The organism is uncultured Friedmanniella sp. (assembly GCF_964244285.1).
GTDB lineage: Bacteria > Actinomycetota > Actinomycetes > Propionibacteriales > Propionibacteriaceae > Microlunatus.
This window is the reverse complement of the sequence record NZ_CAXTHT010000003.1, coordinates 507,221-521,929: the sequence shown is the minus strand read 5'-3', so window position 1 is coordinate 521,929 and position 14,709 is coordinate 507,221. Positions and strand designations below refer to the sequence as shown.

The 14,709-nt window shown below is 72.2% G+C and carries 12 protein-coding genes; 7 read left to right on the top strand and 5 right to left on the bottom strand.

Annotated elements, in window-relative coordinates; all coding sequences use genetic code 11:
• The first annotated feature begins 91 nt into the window (after nt 1-91).
• The 5 genes from ACFE7W_RS10530 to ACFE7W_RS10510 all read left to right on the top strand — a co-directional run bounded on the left by ACFE7W_RS10530 (nt 92) and on the right by ACFE7W_RS10510 (nt 6,593).
• The gene (locus ACFE7W_RS10530) at nt 92-1,435 is read left to right on the top strand and encodes a sensor histidine kinase (protein ID WP_375424717.1); all 1,344 of its coding nucleotides are present in this window, start codon (nt 92-94) and stop codon (nt 1,433-1,435) included.
• Nucleotides 1,436-1,479: 44 nt separating this feature from the next.
• Nucleotides 1,480-2,142, top strand: coding sequence for a response regulator (locus ACFE7W_RS10525; protein WP_375424716.1), 663 nt, complete (start codon nt 1,480-1,482; stop codon nt 2,140-2,142).
• 108 nt (nt 2,143-2,250) lie between these two features.
• Nucleotides 2,251-4,323 (top strand): glycosyltransferase family 39 protein, encoded by a 2,073-nt coding sequence (locus ACFE7W_RS10520; RefSeq protein ID WP_375424715.1) that lies wholly within the window; start codon nt 2,251-2,253, stop codon nt 4,321-4,323.
• Nucleotides 4,324-4,370: 47 nt separating this feature from the next.
• Nucleotides 4,371-5,621: a glycosyltransferase gene (locus tag ACFE7W_RS10515; protein WP_375424714.1), complete on the top strand. Its 1,251-nt coding sequence runs from the start codon at nt 4,371-4,373 to the stop codon at nt 5,619-5,621.
• Between the two features lie 21 nt (nt 5,622-5,642).
• Nucleotides 5,643-6,593 carry a DNA polymerase domain-containing protein gene (locus ACFE7W_RS10510; RefSeq protein ID WP_375424713.1) on the top strand — a complete coding sequence of 317 codons (951 nt, stop codon included), beginning with the start codon at nt 5,643-5,645 and terminating at the stop codon, nt 6,591-6,593.
• Between the two features lie 4 nt (nt 6,594-6,597).
• Here the strand turns inward: ACFE7W_RS10510 and ACFE7W_RS10505 are convergent, their stop codons facing one another.
• Nucleotides 6,598-7,743: a PQQ-dependent sugar dehydrogenase gene (locus ACFE7W_RS10505; protein WP_375424712.1), complete on the bottom strand. Its 1,146-nt coding sequence runs from the start codon at nt 7,741-7,743 to the stop codon at nt 6,598-6,600.
• A gap of 68 nt (nt 7,744-7,811) precedes the next feature.
• Here ACFE7W_RS10505 and ACFE7W_RS10500 point away from each other — a divergent pair, with 68 nt between their 5' ends.
• Nucleotides 7,812-8,834 (top strand): zinc-dependent alcohol dehydrogenase family protein, encoded by a 1,023-nt coding sequence (locus tag ACFE7W_RS10500; RefSeq protein ID WP_375424711.1) that lies wholly within the window; start codon nt 7,812-7,814, stop codon nt 8,832-8,834.
• A 16-nt stretch (nt 8,835-8,850) separates the two neighbouring features.
• Here ACFE7W_RS10500 and ACFE7W_RS10495 read toward each other — a convergent pair whose 3' ends face one another.
• Genes ACFE7W_RS10495 through ACFE7W_RS10480 form a run of 4 tightly spaced genes read right to left on the bottom strand, consistent with a single transcriptional unit; the run spans nt 8,851 to nt 12,314 of the window.
• Entirely contained in the window at nt 8,851-9,759 is a 909-nt protein-coding gene (locus tag ACFE7W_RS10495; RefSeq protein WP_375424710.1) for an ABC transporter substrate-binding protein, read from the bottom strand.
• Between the two features lie 13 nt (nt 9,760-9,772).
• Nucleotides 9,773-10,462: an ABC transporter permease gene (locus ACFE7W_RS10490; RefSeq protein ID WP_375424709.1), complete on the bottom strand. Its 690-nt coding sequence runs from the start codon at nt 10,460-10,462 to the stop codon at nt 9,773-9,775.
• Nucleotides 10,459-11,106 carry an ABC transporter permease gene (locus tag ACFE7W_RS10485; RefSeq protein ID WP_375424708.1) on the bottom strand — a complete coding sequence of 216 codons (648 nt, stop codon included), beginning with the start codon at nt 11,104-11,106 and terminating at the stop codon, nt 10,459-10,461. Before ACFE7W_RS10485 ends, ACFE7W_RS10490 begins: the two co-directional genes overlap by 4 nt.
• Nucleotides 11,103-12,314, bottom strand: coding sequence for an ABC transporter ATP-binding protein (locus ACFE7W_RS10480; RefSeq protein ID WP_375424707.1), 1,212 nt, complete (start codon nt 12,312-12,314; stop codon nt 11,103-11,105). Before ACFE7W_RS10480 ends, ACFE7W_RS10485 begins: the two co-directional genes overlap by 4 nt.
• 191 nt (nt 12,315-12,505) lie before the next feature.
• Here ACFE7W_RS10480 and ACFE7W_RS10475 point away from each other — a divergent pair, with 191 nt between their 5' ends.
• Nucleotides 12,506-14,698 (top strand): (Fe-S)-binding protein, encoded by a 2,193-nt coding sequence (locus tag ACFE7W_RS10475; protein ID WP_375424706.1) that lies wholly within the window; start codon nt 12,506-12,508, stop codon nt 14,696-14,698.
• The last annotated feature ends 11 nt before the right edge of the window (nt 14,699-14,709 follow it).

Below are 14,709 nucleotides of genomic sequence, written 5' to 3'. Positions count from 1 at the left end.
TCTCGCCCTCGCGACGTGGGGCTTTCCCCCGGACAGCTCGGCCGGGCAGCGGGATGGTGCGGGGCCTGCCCGGTCCGGCAGCGTGGGAGCCATGACCAGCACCGAGCCCGAGCGCGTCCTGACCGACGAGCTGCCCCGCGACCTCCGCGACCTCTACGACGCGCCGACCACCCTCTCCCCGCGTCCGGACCGCGACAATGACCCGGTGGTCGCTGTGCTGCGGGACGTCGGACGGGACTTCGCCGTCCTCGTCGGGCTGTTCGCGGTCTCACTGACGGCGTTCGTCGTCTGCGTCACCCTCGCCAGCCTCGGCCTCGGCCTGGCCGTCCTGGTCTTCGGGCTGTTCCTTCTGGTCGCCGCCCTCGTGGTGGCCGGCTGGGCCACACGGATGAGCCGGCTGCTGCTGGGGTCCGCCGGCGCCGACCTGCCGCCGACCCGCTACCCGGCACCCGGACCAGGTCGTCGGAGTCGGCTGCGGCGGCTGGGCCACGCGCAGTCGTGGCGGGACCTGCTCTACGTCCTGGTCACGTTCCCGGTGTCGGTGTTCAGCTTCTCGGTCGCGGTCAGCTGGGTGGCCGGCGGGCTGGGCGGCATCACCTACTGGTTCTGGAGCCGCTGGCTGCCGGCGGACAACCAGGGCCTGCCCTACCTGCTGGGCTTCCCGAGCCACCTCGCCGACCTCACCGTCAACACCGTGCTCGGGGTCGTCCTGCTGGCCACCACCCCCCTGGTGCTGCGCGGGCTCGTCCGGTTGCACACCGCCATCGCCCAGGGCCTCGCCGTGGACGAGACGTCGGCGCTGCGGCAGCAGGTCGACGACCTGAGCCAGAGCCGGACGGCCGCCGGGGACGCCGAGGTGCACACCCTGCGACGGCTCGAGCGCGACCTGCACGACGGTCCCCAGCAGCGGCTGGTCCGGCTGGGGATGGACATCTCGGCCGCCCAGCGCCGCCTCGACGACGACCCGCAACGGGCCCGGGCGCTGCTGGACGAGGCGTTGGCCCAGTCGCAGGAGGCCCTGGCCGAGATCCGCGGGCTCTCCCGCGGCATCGCGCCGCCGATCCTGGCCGAGCAGGGTCTGGGGCCGGCCGTCCGGGCCCTCGCAGCCCGGGGCACGGTCCCGACGGCGGTCGATGTGCAACCGGTCCGGCTGTCGGCGGCCGCCCTGAACGCGGCCTACTTCGTGGTGGCCGAGGCGCTGACCAACGTCGAGAAGCACAGCGGCGCCCGGAGAGCCGGCGTCGAGGTGCAGAGCATCGGGGCTCTGGCCGTGGTCAACGTGACCGACGACGGGGTCGGGGGCGCCTCGACCGCCAAGGGCCACGGCCTCGCCGGTCTCGTCGACCGGCTCGCCGGCGTGGACGGCACGCTCACCGTCTCCTCACCGGCCGGCGGCCCCACGCAGCTGACGGCGACGCTTCCGCAGACCCGTTGACCGCGTCCGGGACGCAGCCCGCCGCCGACTGGCAGGCTGACCCCGTGCGTCCCCTCGACCGGCTCAAGGTGGTGGTGGCGGATGACTCCGTGCTGCTGCGGGAGGGCCTGGTCCGGCTGCTGACCGAGGCCGGCTGCACGGTGGTCGCCGCCGTGGCTGACGCGCCCGCGCTGCTGCCGGCGATCGCCGAGCACCAGCCCGACGTCGCCGTGGTGGACATCCGGATGCCGCCCCAGATGACCGACGACGGCCTGCGGGCTGCCGTCGAGGCCCGGGCGGCGTACCCGGAGCTGGCCGTCCTGATGCTGTCGGCCTACATCGAGCTCTCCTACGCCGACGTGCTGCTGGCCGATGGCCGTGGTCGCGTCGGCTACCTGCTCAAGGACCGGGTGACCTCGCTCGACGCCCTGGTCGACGCGCTGCGGACCATCTCCTCCGGCGGCACCGTGCTCGACCCGGAGGTGGTGGCCCAGCTGCTCGTCGCCCGACGCGCCGACCCGCTGGCCCGGCTGACCCCGCGGGAGCGCGAGGTGCTGGCGCTGATGGCGGAGGGGCGCAGCAACGCTGCGATCGCCGCCCGGCTGGTGGTCAGCGCCGGTGCCGTCGAGAAGCACATCTCGAACATCTTCGCCAAGATGGACCTGCCCGACCTTGGCGCCGACAACCGTCGGGTGCTGGCCGTGCTCACCTGGCTCGGGTCCCGCTAGCCGCGGGGCCGACCCTCGTCTGCGCTGACTCCTGATCGTCACCGCAGTCACAGTCGCGGCACAGGTTCGCCCGACGCACCCCACAGTCGGCGCACCGAGGCTGGGCCCATGTCGAGCCCGACCCTGCATGCGCCGGACCCCTACGCCGTGACGCCCCTGCCCCCCGGCGCGGGGCCGGTCGCGGCCGGGTCCTCGCGTCCGGGGGCCACGGCTCTGGGCCCCGCCCGGACCGGCAGCACCGGGGGGCGTCGACTCGCGCTGGCCCTGCTGCTGGTGGGCACCGCCGTGCTCTACCTGTGGGACCTCTCGGCTTCCGGCTACGCCAACTCCTTCTACTCCGCCGCCGTCCAGGCCGGTTCGCAGAGCTGGAAGGCGTTCTTCTACGGCTCGCTCGACGCCGGCAACGCGATCACCGTGGACAAGCCGCCCGCCTCGCTCTGGCTGATGGCGCTGTCGGTCCGGATCTTCGGGCTGAACGCCTGGAGCATCCTCGCCCCCCAGGCCCTGCTCGGGGTGGCGACCGTCGGCGTCCTCTACGCCTCCGTCCGCCGCACCAGTGGCCACACGGCCGGGATCGTGGCCGGGGCGATGCTCGCCGTCACCCCCGTCGCGACGCTGATGTTCCGCTTCAACAACCCCGACGCCCTGCTGGTCTTCCTGCTGACCGTGGCCACCTACGTGGTGCTGCGGGCTACCGAGAAGGCGAGCGGCCGCTGGCTGGCGCTCGCCGGGGTGCTGATCGGCTTCGCCTTCCTGACCAAGATGCTGCAGGCCTTCCTGGTGCTGCCGGCCTTCGTGCTGGTCCACGCCCTCGCCGCCCCCGTCTCGTTGGGCAGGCGGATCCTGCACCTGCTCGGGGCCTTCGGTGCGCTCCTGGTCTCCCTCGGCTGGTGGGTGGCGATCGTCGAGCTGGTGCCCGCGTCGATGCGCCCCTACGTCGGCGGCTCGACCAACGACTCCATCCTCGACCTGGTGATCGGCTACAACGGCCTCGGTCGCATCCTCGGTCGCGACGCGAGCACCGTGCTCGGCACCTCGGCCGGCAACCAGGGCGGCATGTTCGGCAGCCCGAGCGTCACCCGGCTCTTCGACGGCGTCGCCGGCGGGATGATCGGCTGGCTGCTGCCGGCGGCCCTGCTGCTCGCCGTTGTCGGCCTGCTGCTGGGCGGTCGACTGCCCCGCACCGACCCCGTCCGCGCTGCCCTGGTGGTCTGGGCCGGCTGGCTGGTCGTCACCGCGCTGACCTTCTCGTTCATGCAGGGCACGTACCACGACTACTACACCGTGGCCCTCGCGCCGGCGGTCGCCGCCGTGGTCGCCGTCGGGGGGTCGGTGCTCTGGGCCCGTCGGTCGAGCTGGACCGCCCGGATCGGCCTGGCCGTCACCATGGCGGTGACCACCGCCTGGGCGGTCGTGCTGCTGGGCCGCGCGACGGGGGTCTACGACACCCTTCGTTGGCCGGTGCTCCTGGTCGGCGCGGTCGCCACGGCCGGGCTGCTGCTCAGCCACCGGCTGCCGCGGGTCCTGGCCAAGGTCGTGCTGGCGCTGGCGATCGTCGGCGCCGGGACCGGACCGGTGGCGTTCGCCCTCGACACCGCCGCCACCCCGCACAGCGGCGGGATCGTCACGGCCGGTCCGATCTCCGGCGGCGGGTTCGGCGGGACCGGCGCCCGCAGCCAGGGCAACGGTCGGTTCGGCGACCGCGAGCGTGCCGGAGGCTCTCCCGGCGGCGGTCAGGCTCCCGGCGGGGGCCAGGCCCAGCCCGGCGGCACCCAGCAGGGCGGCGGCTTCGGGGGCGGCTTCGGCGGCGGCGGCGGTGGCGGCGGCGGTGGCGCCACGGTCAGCACCGAGCTGCGTGACCTGCTGACCACCGACGCGCACTCCTACCGCTGGGCCGCGGCCACGACGGGCTCGCAGGGGGCCGCGTCCTACCAGCTGGCCACCGAGCTCCCGGTGATGGCCATCGGTGGCTTCACCGGCAGCGACCCCAGCCCGACGCTGGCCCAGTTCCAGAGCTACGTCGCTTCGGGTGAGATCCACTACTACGTCAGCGGCGGCAACCGGGCCGGGCCGGGCGGCGGCAACGGCGCGTCGTCGGAGATCGCGAGCTGGGTCGCCTCCCAGTTCACCGCGACCACCGTCGGCGGCGTCGAGGTCTACGACCTGACCGCCTCCCACTGAACCCTTCACCACCCCCGATGCCTGACCGAAACCGGAAGCGACCCGATATGACCTCCGCACACGCCCTCGAGCGGCCCACCGTCGAGCCCCACCAGCACCTGAGCACCGCCTACTCCGTCGACGTGGACGCCGTGGTCGACATCGTCATCCCCGTCTACAACGAGGAGGTCGACCTCGGCCCCTCGGTGACCCGGCTGACGGAGTTCCTCGGGGACCACTTCCCCTACAGCTACTGCGTCACCATCGCCGACAACGCGAGCACCGACGGCACCTGGGCGCAGGCGCAGCGACTGGCCGCGGAGCTGCCCCGCGTCCGGGCGGTGCATCTGGCCGAGAAGGGACGTGGCCGCGCCCTCAAGGCGGTCTGGGCCGGTTCCAGCGCGCCCGTCCTGGCCTACATGGACGTGGACCTGTCCACGGACCTGCGCGCCCTGCTGCCCCTGGTGGCGCCGCTGATCTCGGGCCACTCCGACATCGCCATCGGTAGCCGGCTGGCCCGCTCGGCCAAGGTCGTCCGCGGACCGAAGCGGGAGTTCATCTCCCGCAGCTACAACCTGATCCTGCGCAGCGCGTTGGCGGCCACCTTCTCCGACGCCCAGTGCGGCTTCAAGGCGATCCGGGCCGACGTGGCGGTCGACCTGCTGCCGATGGTCGAGGACAACAACTGGTTCTTCGACACCGAGCTGCTGGTGCTCGCCCAGCGGTCCGGGCTCCGCATCCACGAGGTGCCGGTCGACTGGGTGGACGACCCGGACAGCACCGTCGACATCGTGGCCACCGCGAAGGAGGACCTGCGCGGGGTGGCCCGGCTGCTCAAGGGCTTCGCCGGCGGCCGGATCCCCGTGGCCCGCGTCCGGACCGAGCTGGGCCGCGACAGCGAGGTGCCCTCGACCGTGCCGGGCGTGCCGCGCGGGATGCTCGGCCAGCTGGTCCGCTTCGGCGGCGTGGGCGTGCTGAGCACCCTGGCCTACTTCGTGCTCTACCTCGCCCTGCGCGAGGTGACCGGCGCCCAGGCGGCGAACCTGATCGCCCTGGTGGTCACCGCCGTCGCCAACACCGCCGCCAACCGGCGGCTGACCTTCGGACTCCGCGGCAGCGACGGTGCGCTGCGGCACCACGCCGGCGGGCTGATCGCCTTCGGCGTCGGCCTCGGCCTGACCAGTGGTGCCCTCTGGCTGCTGCACAGCCACGGCGACCCGGGTCGCGCCGTCGAGGTCGCGGTGCTCGTGATCGCCAACGGGGTCTCGACCCTGGTCCGGTTCCTCGCCCTCCGCCAGCTGATGGCCCACCGCCGTTGAGCCTGACGGTAGCCTCCCCCCATGGCGGCCGAGCGGTTCGAGCTGGAGGTCGAGGGCCGGACGGTCTCGATCAGCAACCCGCAGCGGGTCTACTTCTCGGCCCGCGGTGAGACCAAGCTGGACCTGGCCCGCTACTACCTGGCCGTCGCCCCCGGCATCGTCAACGCGCTCTACCACCGGCCGTGCATGCTGCACCGCTTCCCGGACGGGGTGGACGGGGCGAAGGTGCACCAGAAGCGACTGCCGTCCGGGGCGCCGCCCTGGGTCGAGACGGTGCGGGTGCACTTCCCGCGCTACCACCGGCACGCCGACGAGCTGTGCGTCGCCCACCCGGCCGACGTGATCTGGGCGGTTCAGATGTCCACGGTGGAGTTCCATCCCTGGAACTCCCGGAGCGAGGACACCGAGTGCCCTGATGAGTGGCGGATCGACCTCGACCCGATGCCGGAGGCCGGCTACGGCGAGGTCCGGCAGGTCGCGGAGATCGTCCGCGAGGTGCTGGACGAGCTCGGCGCCGTCGGCTTCCCGAAGACCTCTGGCGGCAAGGGGCTGCACATCTACGTCCGGATCCCGCCCGACCACGGCTTCGGCGACGTCCGCCGGGCCGCGCTGGCCTTCGCCCGCGAGGTGGAACGGCGCAGCAGCGGGCTGGTGGACCTCACCTGGTGGCGCAAGGACCGCGATCCCGCGACGATCTTCGTGGACTTCAACCAGAACGCCCGCGACCACACCATCGCCAGCGCCTACTCGGTCCGGGGTACCCCGTTGGGCCTCGTCTCCGCCCCCGTGCGCTGGGACGAGATCGACGACGCCGAGCCGCAGGACTTCACCATCGCCACCATGCCGGCGCGCTTCACCGAGCTCGGCGACCTGCACGCCGACCTCGACCAGCACGCCTACCCGCTGGACACCCTGCTCGAGTGGGCCGACCGCGACGAGCGCGACGGCCGGGCCACCCCGCCCGAGGAGTGAGCCGCTACCGCAGCGTCACCCGCACGATCTTGTCGACGTGCTGCTTGCCGGTGCTGTTGGAGGTGGTGAAGTAGAGCGCGCCGTCGGGGCCCTGCTGAACCGTACGGATCCGGCCGAAGGCCTCGCTGCCGGGCACGACCTCGGTACCGGTCACGTTCCCGGCCTTGCTGAGGAAGAGCAGCCGGATGCCGGTGGCCTTGAGCTGGCCGACGGCGAGCGCACCGTCCCAGTCCTGCCAGCCGGAGCCGCTCAGGAACGTGATCCCGCTGGTGGCCTTCGTGGGCTTGCCGGAGGACCAGACGGCGCGGACCGCGTGGGGGAACCTCTTCCGGTCCGTCATCGGCCGGTTCTCGTTGTAGCCGGGCCCGGGCTGCCAGCCGTAGTTCTTGCCCCCCAGGACCAGGTTCACCTCGTCGTCGCGATCGGTGCCCTGCTCGGCGCTGTACATCCGGCCCGTGCCCGGCCGGATCGCCAGCCCCTGCACGTTGCGGTGGCCGAAGTTCCAGATGTAGCGGGCCTTGCCGCCGGATCGGTAGAAGGGGTTGGTCTTGGCGAGGCGGCCGTCCGGGTGGATCCGCAGCACCTTGCCGCCGAGGGAGGAGAGGCTCTGCGGGTTCTTGGTCTGGGCCGCGTCCCCGGTGCCGACGTAGAGCATGCCCTTCGGGCTGAAGCGCAGCCGGCAGCCACTGTGCCGGCCGCTGCTCAGCGGGATGCCCTTGATCAGCGGCTTGCCGATCAGGGCGGCCGAGCGGGCGTCGGCCCCCAACCGCCAGCGGAGGACCTCGACGTCCTTGTTCTTCTTGACCGTCTGGCAGGTGTAGAAGACCCGGTTCGTGGCCGCCTTCGGATCGGCCACCATCCCCAGCAGGCCGCCCTCGCTCTGGGCGTACGGGGTGGGCACCTTGGCCGTCAGCCGGTGCGCCCGACCGCCGCGGGGCTGGGCGTAGAGACCGCCCGCGCGCTGGTCGTAGAGCATCGTCGTGCCCACCCAGGTGACGTCCCACGGGATGGCCAGGCCGCTGACCACGGTCGTGTAGTCATACGCCGGGTCGACGGCCGTACTCGTGGCGGCGGGTCCGGCGACGACGGCCGAGGCCCCCAGGGCGGTGGTGGTGGCCGTGATGACGGCCCAGTGCTTCCAGCGCGACATCGCGCTCCTCCTCGACTCGGCCCCGAGGGAGTCAGCGTACGTCCCCGCACCACGGTAGAACTTGATCCATGCGCGCCATCGTCTTCGCCGGGCCCGGTTCCTTCTCGCTGCAGGAGGTGCCCGACCCGGTTCCCGGGCCGCGGGAGGTGCTGGTCCGGGTCCAGGCCGTCGGGATCTGCGGCACGGACCTGCACGTGCTCGAGGGCGAGTTCGAGCCGACGGTCTTCCCGATCGTGCCCGGGCACGAGACCTCCGGCGTGGTCGAGTCGGTCGGCGACGCCGTGACCGAGTTCGCCCCCGGTGACCGCGTGTCGGTGGACCCGACGCTGACCTGCGGCGAGTGCAGCTTCTGCGCCGACGGGCACGCGAACCTGTGCCTGCGCTGGAACGGTTCCGGCGTCGCCCGGACCAACGGCTCGGTGGCCGACTTCCAGGTCGCCCCGGTCAAGAACGTCCACCACCTGAGCGACGACGTCGACCTCGACCTGGCCGCGATGATCGAGCCACTCTCCTGCGCCATCCGCGGCTACGACCTCCTGCCGCGCCGGATGGGCGAGCACTACCTGGTCTACGGCGCGGGGACCATGGGCCTGATGATGGCGCAGCTGGCTCCGCGAGCCGGTGCGGCCAGTGTCGCCGTGGTGGACCGCAACCCGACCCGGCTGGAGGCAGCCCAGGACGTGGGCGTCGAGCTGGTCGCCACCTCGGCCGACGACGTCCAGCGCCGGGGCGGTTGGGACGTGGTGATCGACTGCACCGGCGTGGTCGCCGCCATCGAGGACGGCCTGACCCGGGTCCGCCGCGGCGGCACGTTCCAGCAGTTCGGGGTCGCGCCCACCGACGCCAAGGCCACCTTCTCCCCGTTCCGGGTCTACAACGACGAGCTGACCGTCGTCGGCTCGATGGCGGTGCTCAACTCCTACGCCCGGGCGGTGGAGATGTTCACCGCCGGCGCGCTCGACACCAAGCCGATGGTCAGCCACGCTTTCGCCCTCGAGGACTACGGCGACGCGCTCGAGCTGTTCCGCGCCGGCACCGGACGCAAGCTGCAGATCAGGCCGCAGCTGTCCAGCTCCGTCGAGCTCGGCTGACCGCTGCGGGGTGGCGTCAGGCCAGGCCCTTGCTCGTCAGCCATTCCCCCGCCACCTGGTTCGCGTCGTCCTTGTCGACGTCCACCCGCTGGTCGAGGGCGGTCAGCTCCTCCGTGGTGATCGCGCTCTGCACCGCGTCCAGCGTCGAGGTCACGGTGGCGTTGCTCGCGACCTCCGAGCGCATCAGCGGCACCACGTTCTGCGGCAGGATCATCGCCTGCGGGTCGCTGAGGACGACGTAGCCGTGGTCGGGGATGACGGCCTCGGTGCTGACGAACTCCCCGAGCTGGATCTTGCCGTCGTCGAGGTCGCGGGAGCGGACGGCCGAGGAGTCGTAGGGCTTGAACTGCTTGAGCTTCACGCCGTAGATCTGCTCCAGGCCCTCGGGCCCGTACGCGCGCGTCTCGAGCTCGGACGGACCGCCGAGGACGACGCCGCCGGGTACCTTCTTCAAGTCGGCCAGCGAGGTGACCCCGTGCTGCTGGGAGAACTGCTTGGTGACGACGTAGACGTCCTGGTCAACCGCCTTCGAGGGCGTCCCGAGCGTCAAGTCCGACGGCAGCGCCCTGGGCAGCGCCTCCTCCACCTCGGCAGCGGTGGTCGCGGTGGCGTCCTTGTCGTAGTGGAGCAGCAGGTTGCCGGTGTACTCGGGGACGACGGAGATCGAGCCGTCGCCGAGCGCCTTGAGGTAGACCTCGCGCGAGCCGATGTTCGGCTTGGTGGAGGCCGGCACCCCCTTGGCGGTCAGCGCCTGCGCGTAGAGCTCGGCGACGACGTTCGACTCGGTGAAGGCGGCCGATCCGACGACGATCGCCTTGCCGTCCCCGGCCGCACCGGAACCGGCGGACGAGGACGGGCCCAGCGGGTCGGCCGTACTGGCACCGCAGGCGGTCAACAGCAGCGAGACAAGCCCGAGCACCGCCACCGCGGCACCCCGTCTAGGCAGGAGCCACCGTCAGCGAACCTGCGGCCGTCCGGCTCCTCGGCCGGGCCCGACGGGCGGCGAACCAGCCGAGACCGCCGAGCAGCAGGTCGAGCACGATGGCCAGCGCGGCGATCATGAGCGCACCGGCGAACATCTTCGGGTAGTCGCTCTGCGCCTGGCCGCTGGTGAGCAGCTGGCCGAGCCCGCCGCCCGAGGCGAACGCGGCGACCGTGGCGGTGGCGACCACCTGCAGGGTGGCGCTGCGCAGGCCGGAGACCGCCAGCGGCAGCGCCAACGGCCACTCCACCTGGCGGACCACCTGGGCCTCGGTCATCCCCAGGGCCCGGGCTGCGTGCACCGCCTCGCGGTCGGCGCCAGCCACCCCGGCCGCGACCGCGGTCAGGATGGCGGGCAGCGCCAGGATCGCCAGCACGACCACGATGTTCCCCGCGCCCGTGCCCAGCAGCATCACCGCCAGGAAGAGCAGTCCGAGGGAGGGGATGGCGCGGGCGGCGTTGCTCAGCCCGATCACGAAGACCCCGCCCCGCCGGGTGTGCCCGATCAGGATGCCCAGGGGGATGGCGACTACGGCCGCCAGCACGACCGCGGCGGCGGTGTAGGCCAGGTGCTGCAGCAGGAGGTGCAGGATCCCGTCCGGACCGGGCCAGTTGCCCCCGTCGGTCAGGTAGCCGAAGACGTTCATGCGCGCCGCGCCCGGGCCCAGGGCAGCGTCCCCCGCTGCACCAGCAGGATCACCGCGTCGGCCACCAGGGCCAGCAGCACGGTGAGCACCAGGCCAGCGACCAGCGGGGTGTAGAAGATGCTGTGGTAGCCGCGGAGGAAGAGCTGGCCGAGACCGCCGCTGGCCACGAGCACAGCCACGGTGACCAGCGCGATGTTGGAAACGGTGACCACCCGCAGGCCGGCGAAGACCACGGGCATGGCCAGCGGCAGCTCCACCCGCACCAGTCGCCGGAACCAGCCGAAGCCGACCGCCTCGGCGGACTGAAGGACGCTCTCCGGCACCGAGCGGAGCCCGTCCACCACGCTGCGGACCAGCAGGGCCACCGAGTAGATGGTCAGGGCGACGGCGACGTTGACCGGGTTCAGGATCTTGGTCCCCAGCAGCAGCGGCAGGGCCACGAAGAGGGCAAGCGAGGGGATGGAGTAGATCACGCCGAGCACGGCCAGGACCGCGTTCGCCGCCCGGCCCGAGCGGAACACCAGGAAGCCGAGCGGCAGCGAGACCGCCAGCGCCACCAGGACGGGCACCACCGCCAGCACCGCGTGCTGGCCCAGCAGCGAGCCGATGGTGCCGGCGTTGCGCTGCAGCCAGTCCCAGTTCACGAGCGGGCGTCCGCGGTAGCTCGGTAGAGCGCCGGCTCGCCGCTGCCGGGCCCGAGCACGGACGCGTCGATCTCGTCGCCGCTCTCATCGCCCAGCTCGGCGTACGCGTGGTCGCGGTAGCCGTGCTGCTCCGGTTCGGCCGCCGGCGACGCCGCGCGAGTGCCGTGGACCGCAGCCAGGATCGTCGCGGCGGTCACGACCCCGGCGTACCGGCCGCCGCGCGCGGTGACCCCGACGGCGAGGCCGAACGGCGAGGTCAGGGCGGCGTCCAGCGCGCTGCGGACGTTGCCTTCGTCGACGTCGAAGGTGGCGCCCAGGGGCAGCACCCCGCCGGCCGCGGTGGCGTCGACCCAGCCGGTGGGCCGGGCGTCGCCGTCGACCACGAGCGTCGGCTCGTCCCTCCTCGCCGAGGCGGGGTCGCGCACCACCTGCACGCTGTCCAGGCTCAGCCCGGCGGCGGGCAGGAAGGACAGCGACCGGTAGCCGCGGTCCCGGCCGACGAAGCCCTCGACGAACGCGTCCGCCGGCTCTTCCAGGAGCTGCTGAGGCGTCCCGACCTGGGCCAGGTGCCCGCCGACCCGCAGGATGGCGACCTGGTCGCCCAGCTTGACCGCCTCATCGATGTCGTGGGTGATCAGGATGATCGTCTTGCTGATCTCGCGCTGCAGGTTGAGGAAGAACTCGTGCAGCTCGCTGCGGACGACCGGGTCGACCGCCGAGAACGGCTCGTCCATCAGCAGCACCTTCGGGTCGGCCGCCAGGGCGCGGGCCACGCCCACCCGCTGCTGCTGACCGCCGGAGAGCTGCGCGGGATAGCGGTCGGCCAGCCGGCGGTCCAGACCGACGCTGTCCAGCAGCTCCAGCGACCGGGCCGAGATCTTGGCCTTCGACCAGCCGAGGAGGCCGGGGACGGTGCCGATGTTGTCGATCACGGTGCGGTGCGGAAAGAGGCCGCCGCTCTGGATGACGTAACCCATCTGGCGGCGCAACGTGGTCTTGCGCCGCGACCGCAGCGGCGATCCGTCCCAGGTGATCTTGCCCGAGGTGGGCTCGATCATCCGGTTGAGCATCCGCAGCGTCGTCGTCTTACCGCAACCGGACGGGCCGACGATGACCGTGATCTGGTCGGACGGGACGGTCAGGCTGAGGTCGACGACGGCCGCGGTGCCGTCGCGGAAGGTCTTTCCGACGGACTCGAACTCGATCACGACGACCCACTCACCTCTCGGTACGACGACTCTTCCCCGACCTGCTGAGGACTGAAATCGACCCTAACGGCCGCCACCGACAATTCCTGGGTCTCACTCCGGCGCGCCTCCCCCCTGTGGTGTCGCTCCGTCGGCGCCTGTTGGCGGGGCCGGTAAGTTACTCACCAGTAGCCAGCAGAGGAGCACCGCACGTGGAGATCGTCGCGATCGTCGTCGCCCTGGCCGTCTCCGTGCTCGGCGTGGCCCTCTTCGCCCGCGCGGTGGCGAGCATCGTCGGGGTCGTCAGGCTGGGACGGCCGGTCGTCGGCCGACGCGACCAGCCCGGGGACCGCTGGCGGCACATGCTGACCGAGACGCTCGGCCACACCCGGATGCTGCAGTGGACGCTGGTGGGCGCCGCGCACTGGTTCGTCTTCGTGGCGTTCGGCGCGCTCTTCTTCACCCTGATCACGGCCTACGGCCAGCTCTTCCAGCCCCGCTTCGCCCTGCCCGTGATCGGTCACTGGGTGGTCTACGAGTGGGCCAGCGAGCTGATCGCCTGGGCCGGACTGGTCGCCATCCTGGTCCTGATGGGGCTGCGGATCCGCTCCCGGACGCGTGGTCGGGCGTCGCGCTTCTTCGGCTCCCGGGGCTGGATGGGGATCTACGTCGAGCTCACCATCCTCGGCATCGTGGTCTGCGTCCTGACCATCCGGGCTCTCGAGTACCACCTGCTCGGGGCCGGGTCATCGACCGACGGGACGAGCCGCTGGCACTTCCCGCTGAGCTGGTTCCTGCTGCGGAGCGGAACGGCAGCGGGCAGCCTCGAGACCGCGGTGGTGCTGGTGGCGGCGCTCAAGATCGTCATCTCGATGGCCTGGTTCGTGGTGATCGGGCTCAACACGACGATGGGCGTGGCCTGGCACCGGTTCACCGCGTGGCCCAACATCTGGTTCAAGCGCCGGGCCGACGGCCGCCCCGCGCTGGGCGCGCTGGCACCGATCGTGGTCGACGGTGCCCCGCTGGACTTCGCCGAGATCGAGGACCTGGACGAGAACGCCTCGCTCGGCGTGGGCAAGGTCGAGGACTTCACCTGGAAGGGCCTGCTCGACTTCACCTCGTGCACCGAGTGCGGTCGCTGCCAGTCCCAGTGCCCCGCCTGGCACACCGGCAAGCCGCTGTCGCCGAAGCTCGTGGTGATGGACCTGCGCGAGCACGCCTACGCCAAGGCGCCGTACCTGCAGGCCGCCGAGGAGGCGCGTGCCTCGCTGGCGGCGGCGACCCTGGCCGAGGCGGAGCGGCCACTCGTCGGACCGATCCAGGTCAGCGACTCCGGGGTCGCCGGCGTGATCGACCCGGACGTGCTGTGGTCGTGCACCAGCTGCGGCGCCTGCGTGCAGCAGTGCCCGGTCGACATCGAGCACGTCGACCACATCCTCGACCTGCGCCGCTACCAGGTGCTGATGGACTCCGACTTCCCCAAGGAGCTGAACGGGCTGTTCAAGGGTCTCGAGACCAAGGGCAACCCGTGGAGCGCCTCCCCGCGCGGTCGGATGGACTGGGCCAAGGACCTGCCGTTCGAGGTGCCCGTGGTGGGCGAGGACGTCGAGGACCTCACGTCGGTCGAGTACCTGTTCTGGGTGGGCTGCGCCGGGGCGTACGAGGACCGGGCGAAGAAGACGACGCGCGCGGTCGCGGAGCTGCTGAACACCGCCGGGGTCAGCTACGCGGTGCTGGGCAACGGCGAGACCTGCACCGGAGACCCGGCCCGGCGCGCCGGCAACGAGTTCGTCTTCCAGCAGCTGGCGATGGAGAACGCGGAGACCCTCAAGGAGGCGCACGCCACCAAGATCGTCACCACCTGCGCCCACTGCCTGAACACGCTGAAGAACGAGTACCCCCAGCTCGGCGTCGAGGCCGAGGTCGTGCACCACACCCAGCTATTGAACCGGCTGGTCCGCGACGGCCGGCTGACCCCGGTCGCCCCGCCGGTGGGCTCGGTCGGCGGCCGCACCATCACCTATCACGACCCCTGCTACCTCGGCCGGCACAACCAGGTGTACGACCCGCCCCGCGACCTGCTCGCTTCGATCCCAGGCGCCACGGTGGCCGAGATGCCGCGGCACGGCAAGACCTCCTTCTGCTGTGGCGCGGGCGGCGCGCGGATGTGGATGGAGGAGAAGATCGGCACCCGGATCAACGTGAACCGGACCGAGGAGGCGGTGAAGACGCTGCAGCTGGCCGGGGCCGGCGCGGAGCCCGCCGCCATCGCCACCGGCTGCCCCTTCTGCCGGGTGATGCTCAGCGACGGGCTGACCGGCCTGCAGGCCGACGGCGCCGCACCCGAGTCGGTCGAGGTCCTCGACGTCGCCCAGCTGCTGCTGGAGTCGGTCCACCGCGGCTGACCCTCCCCTGC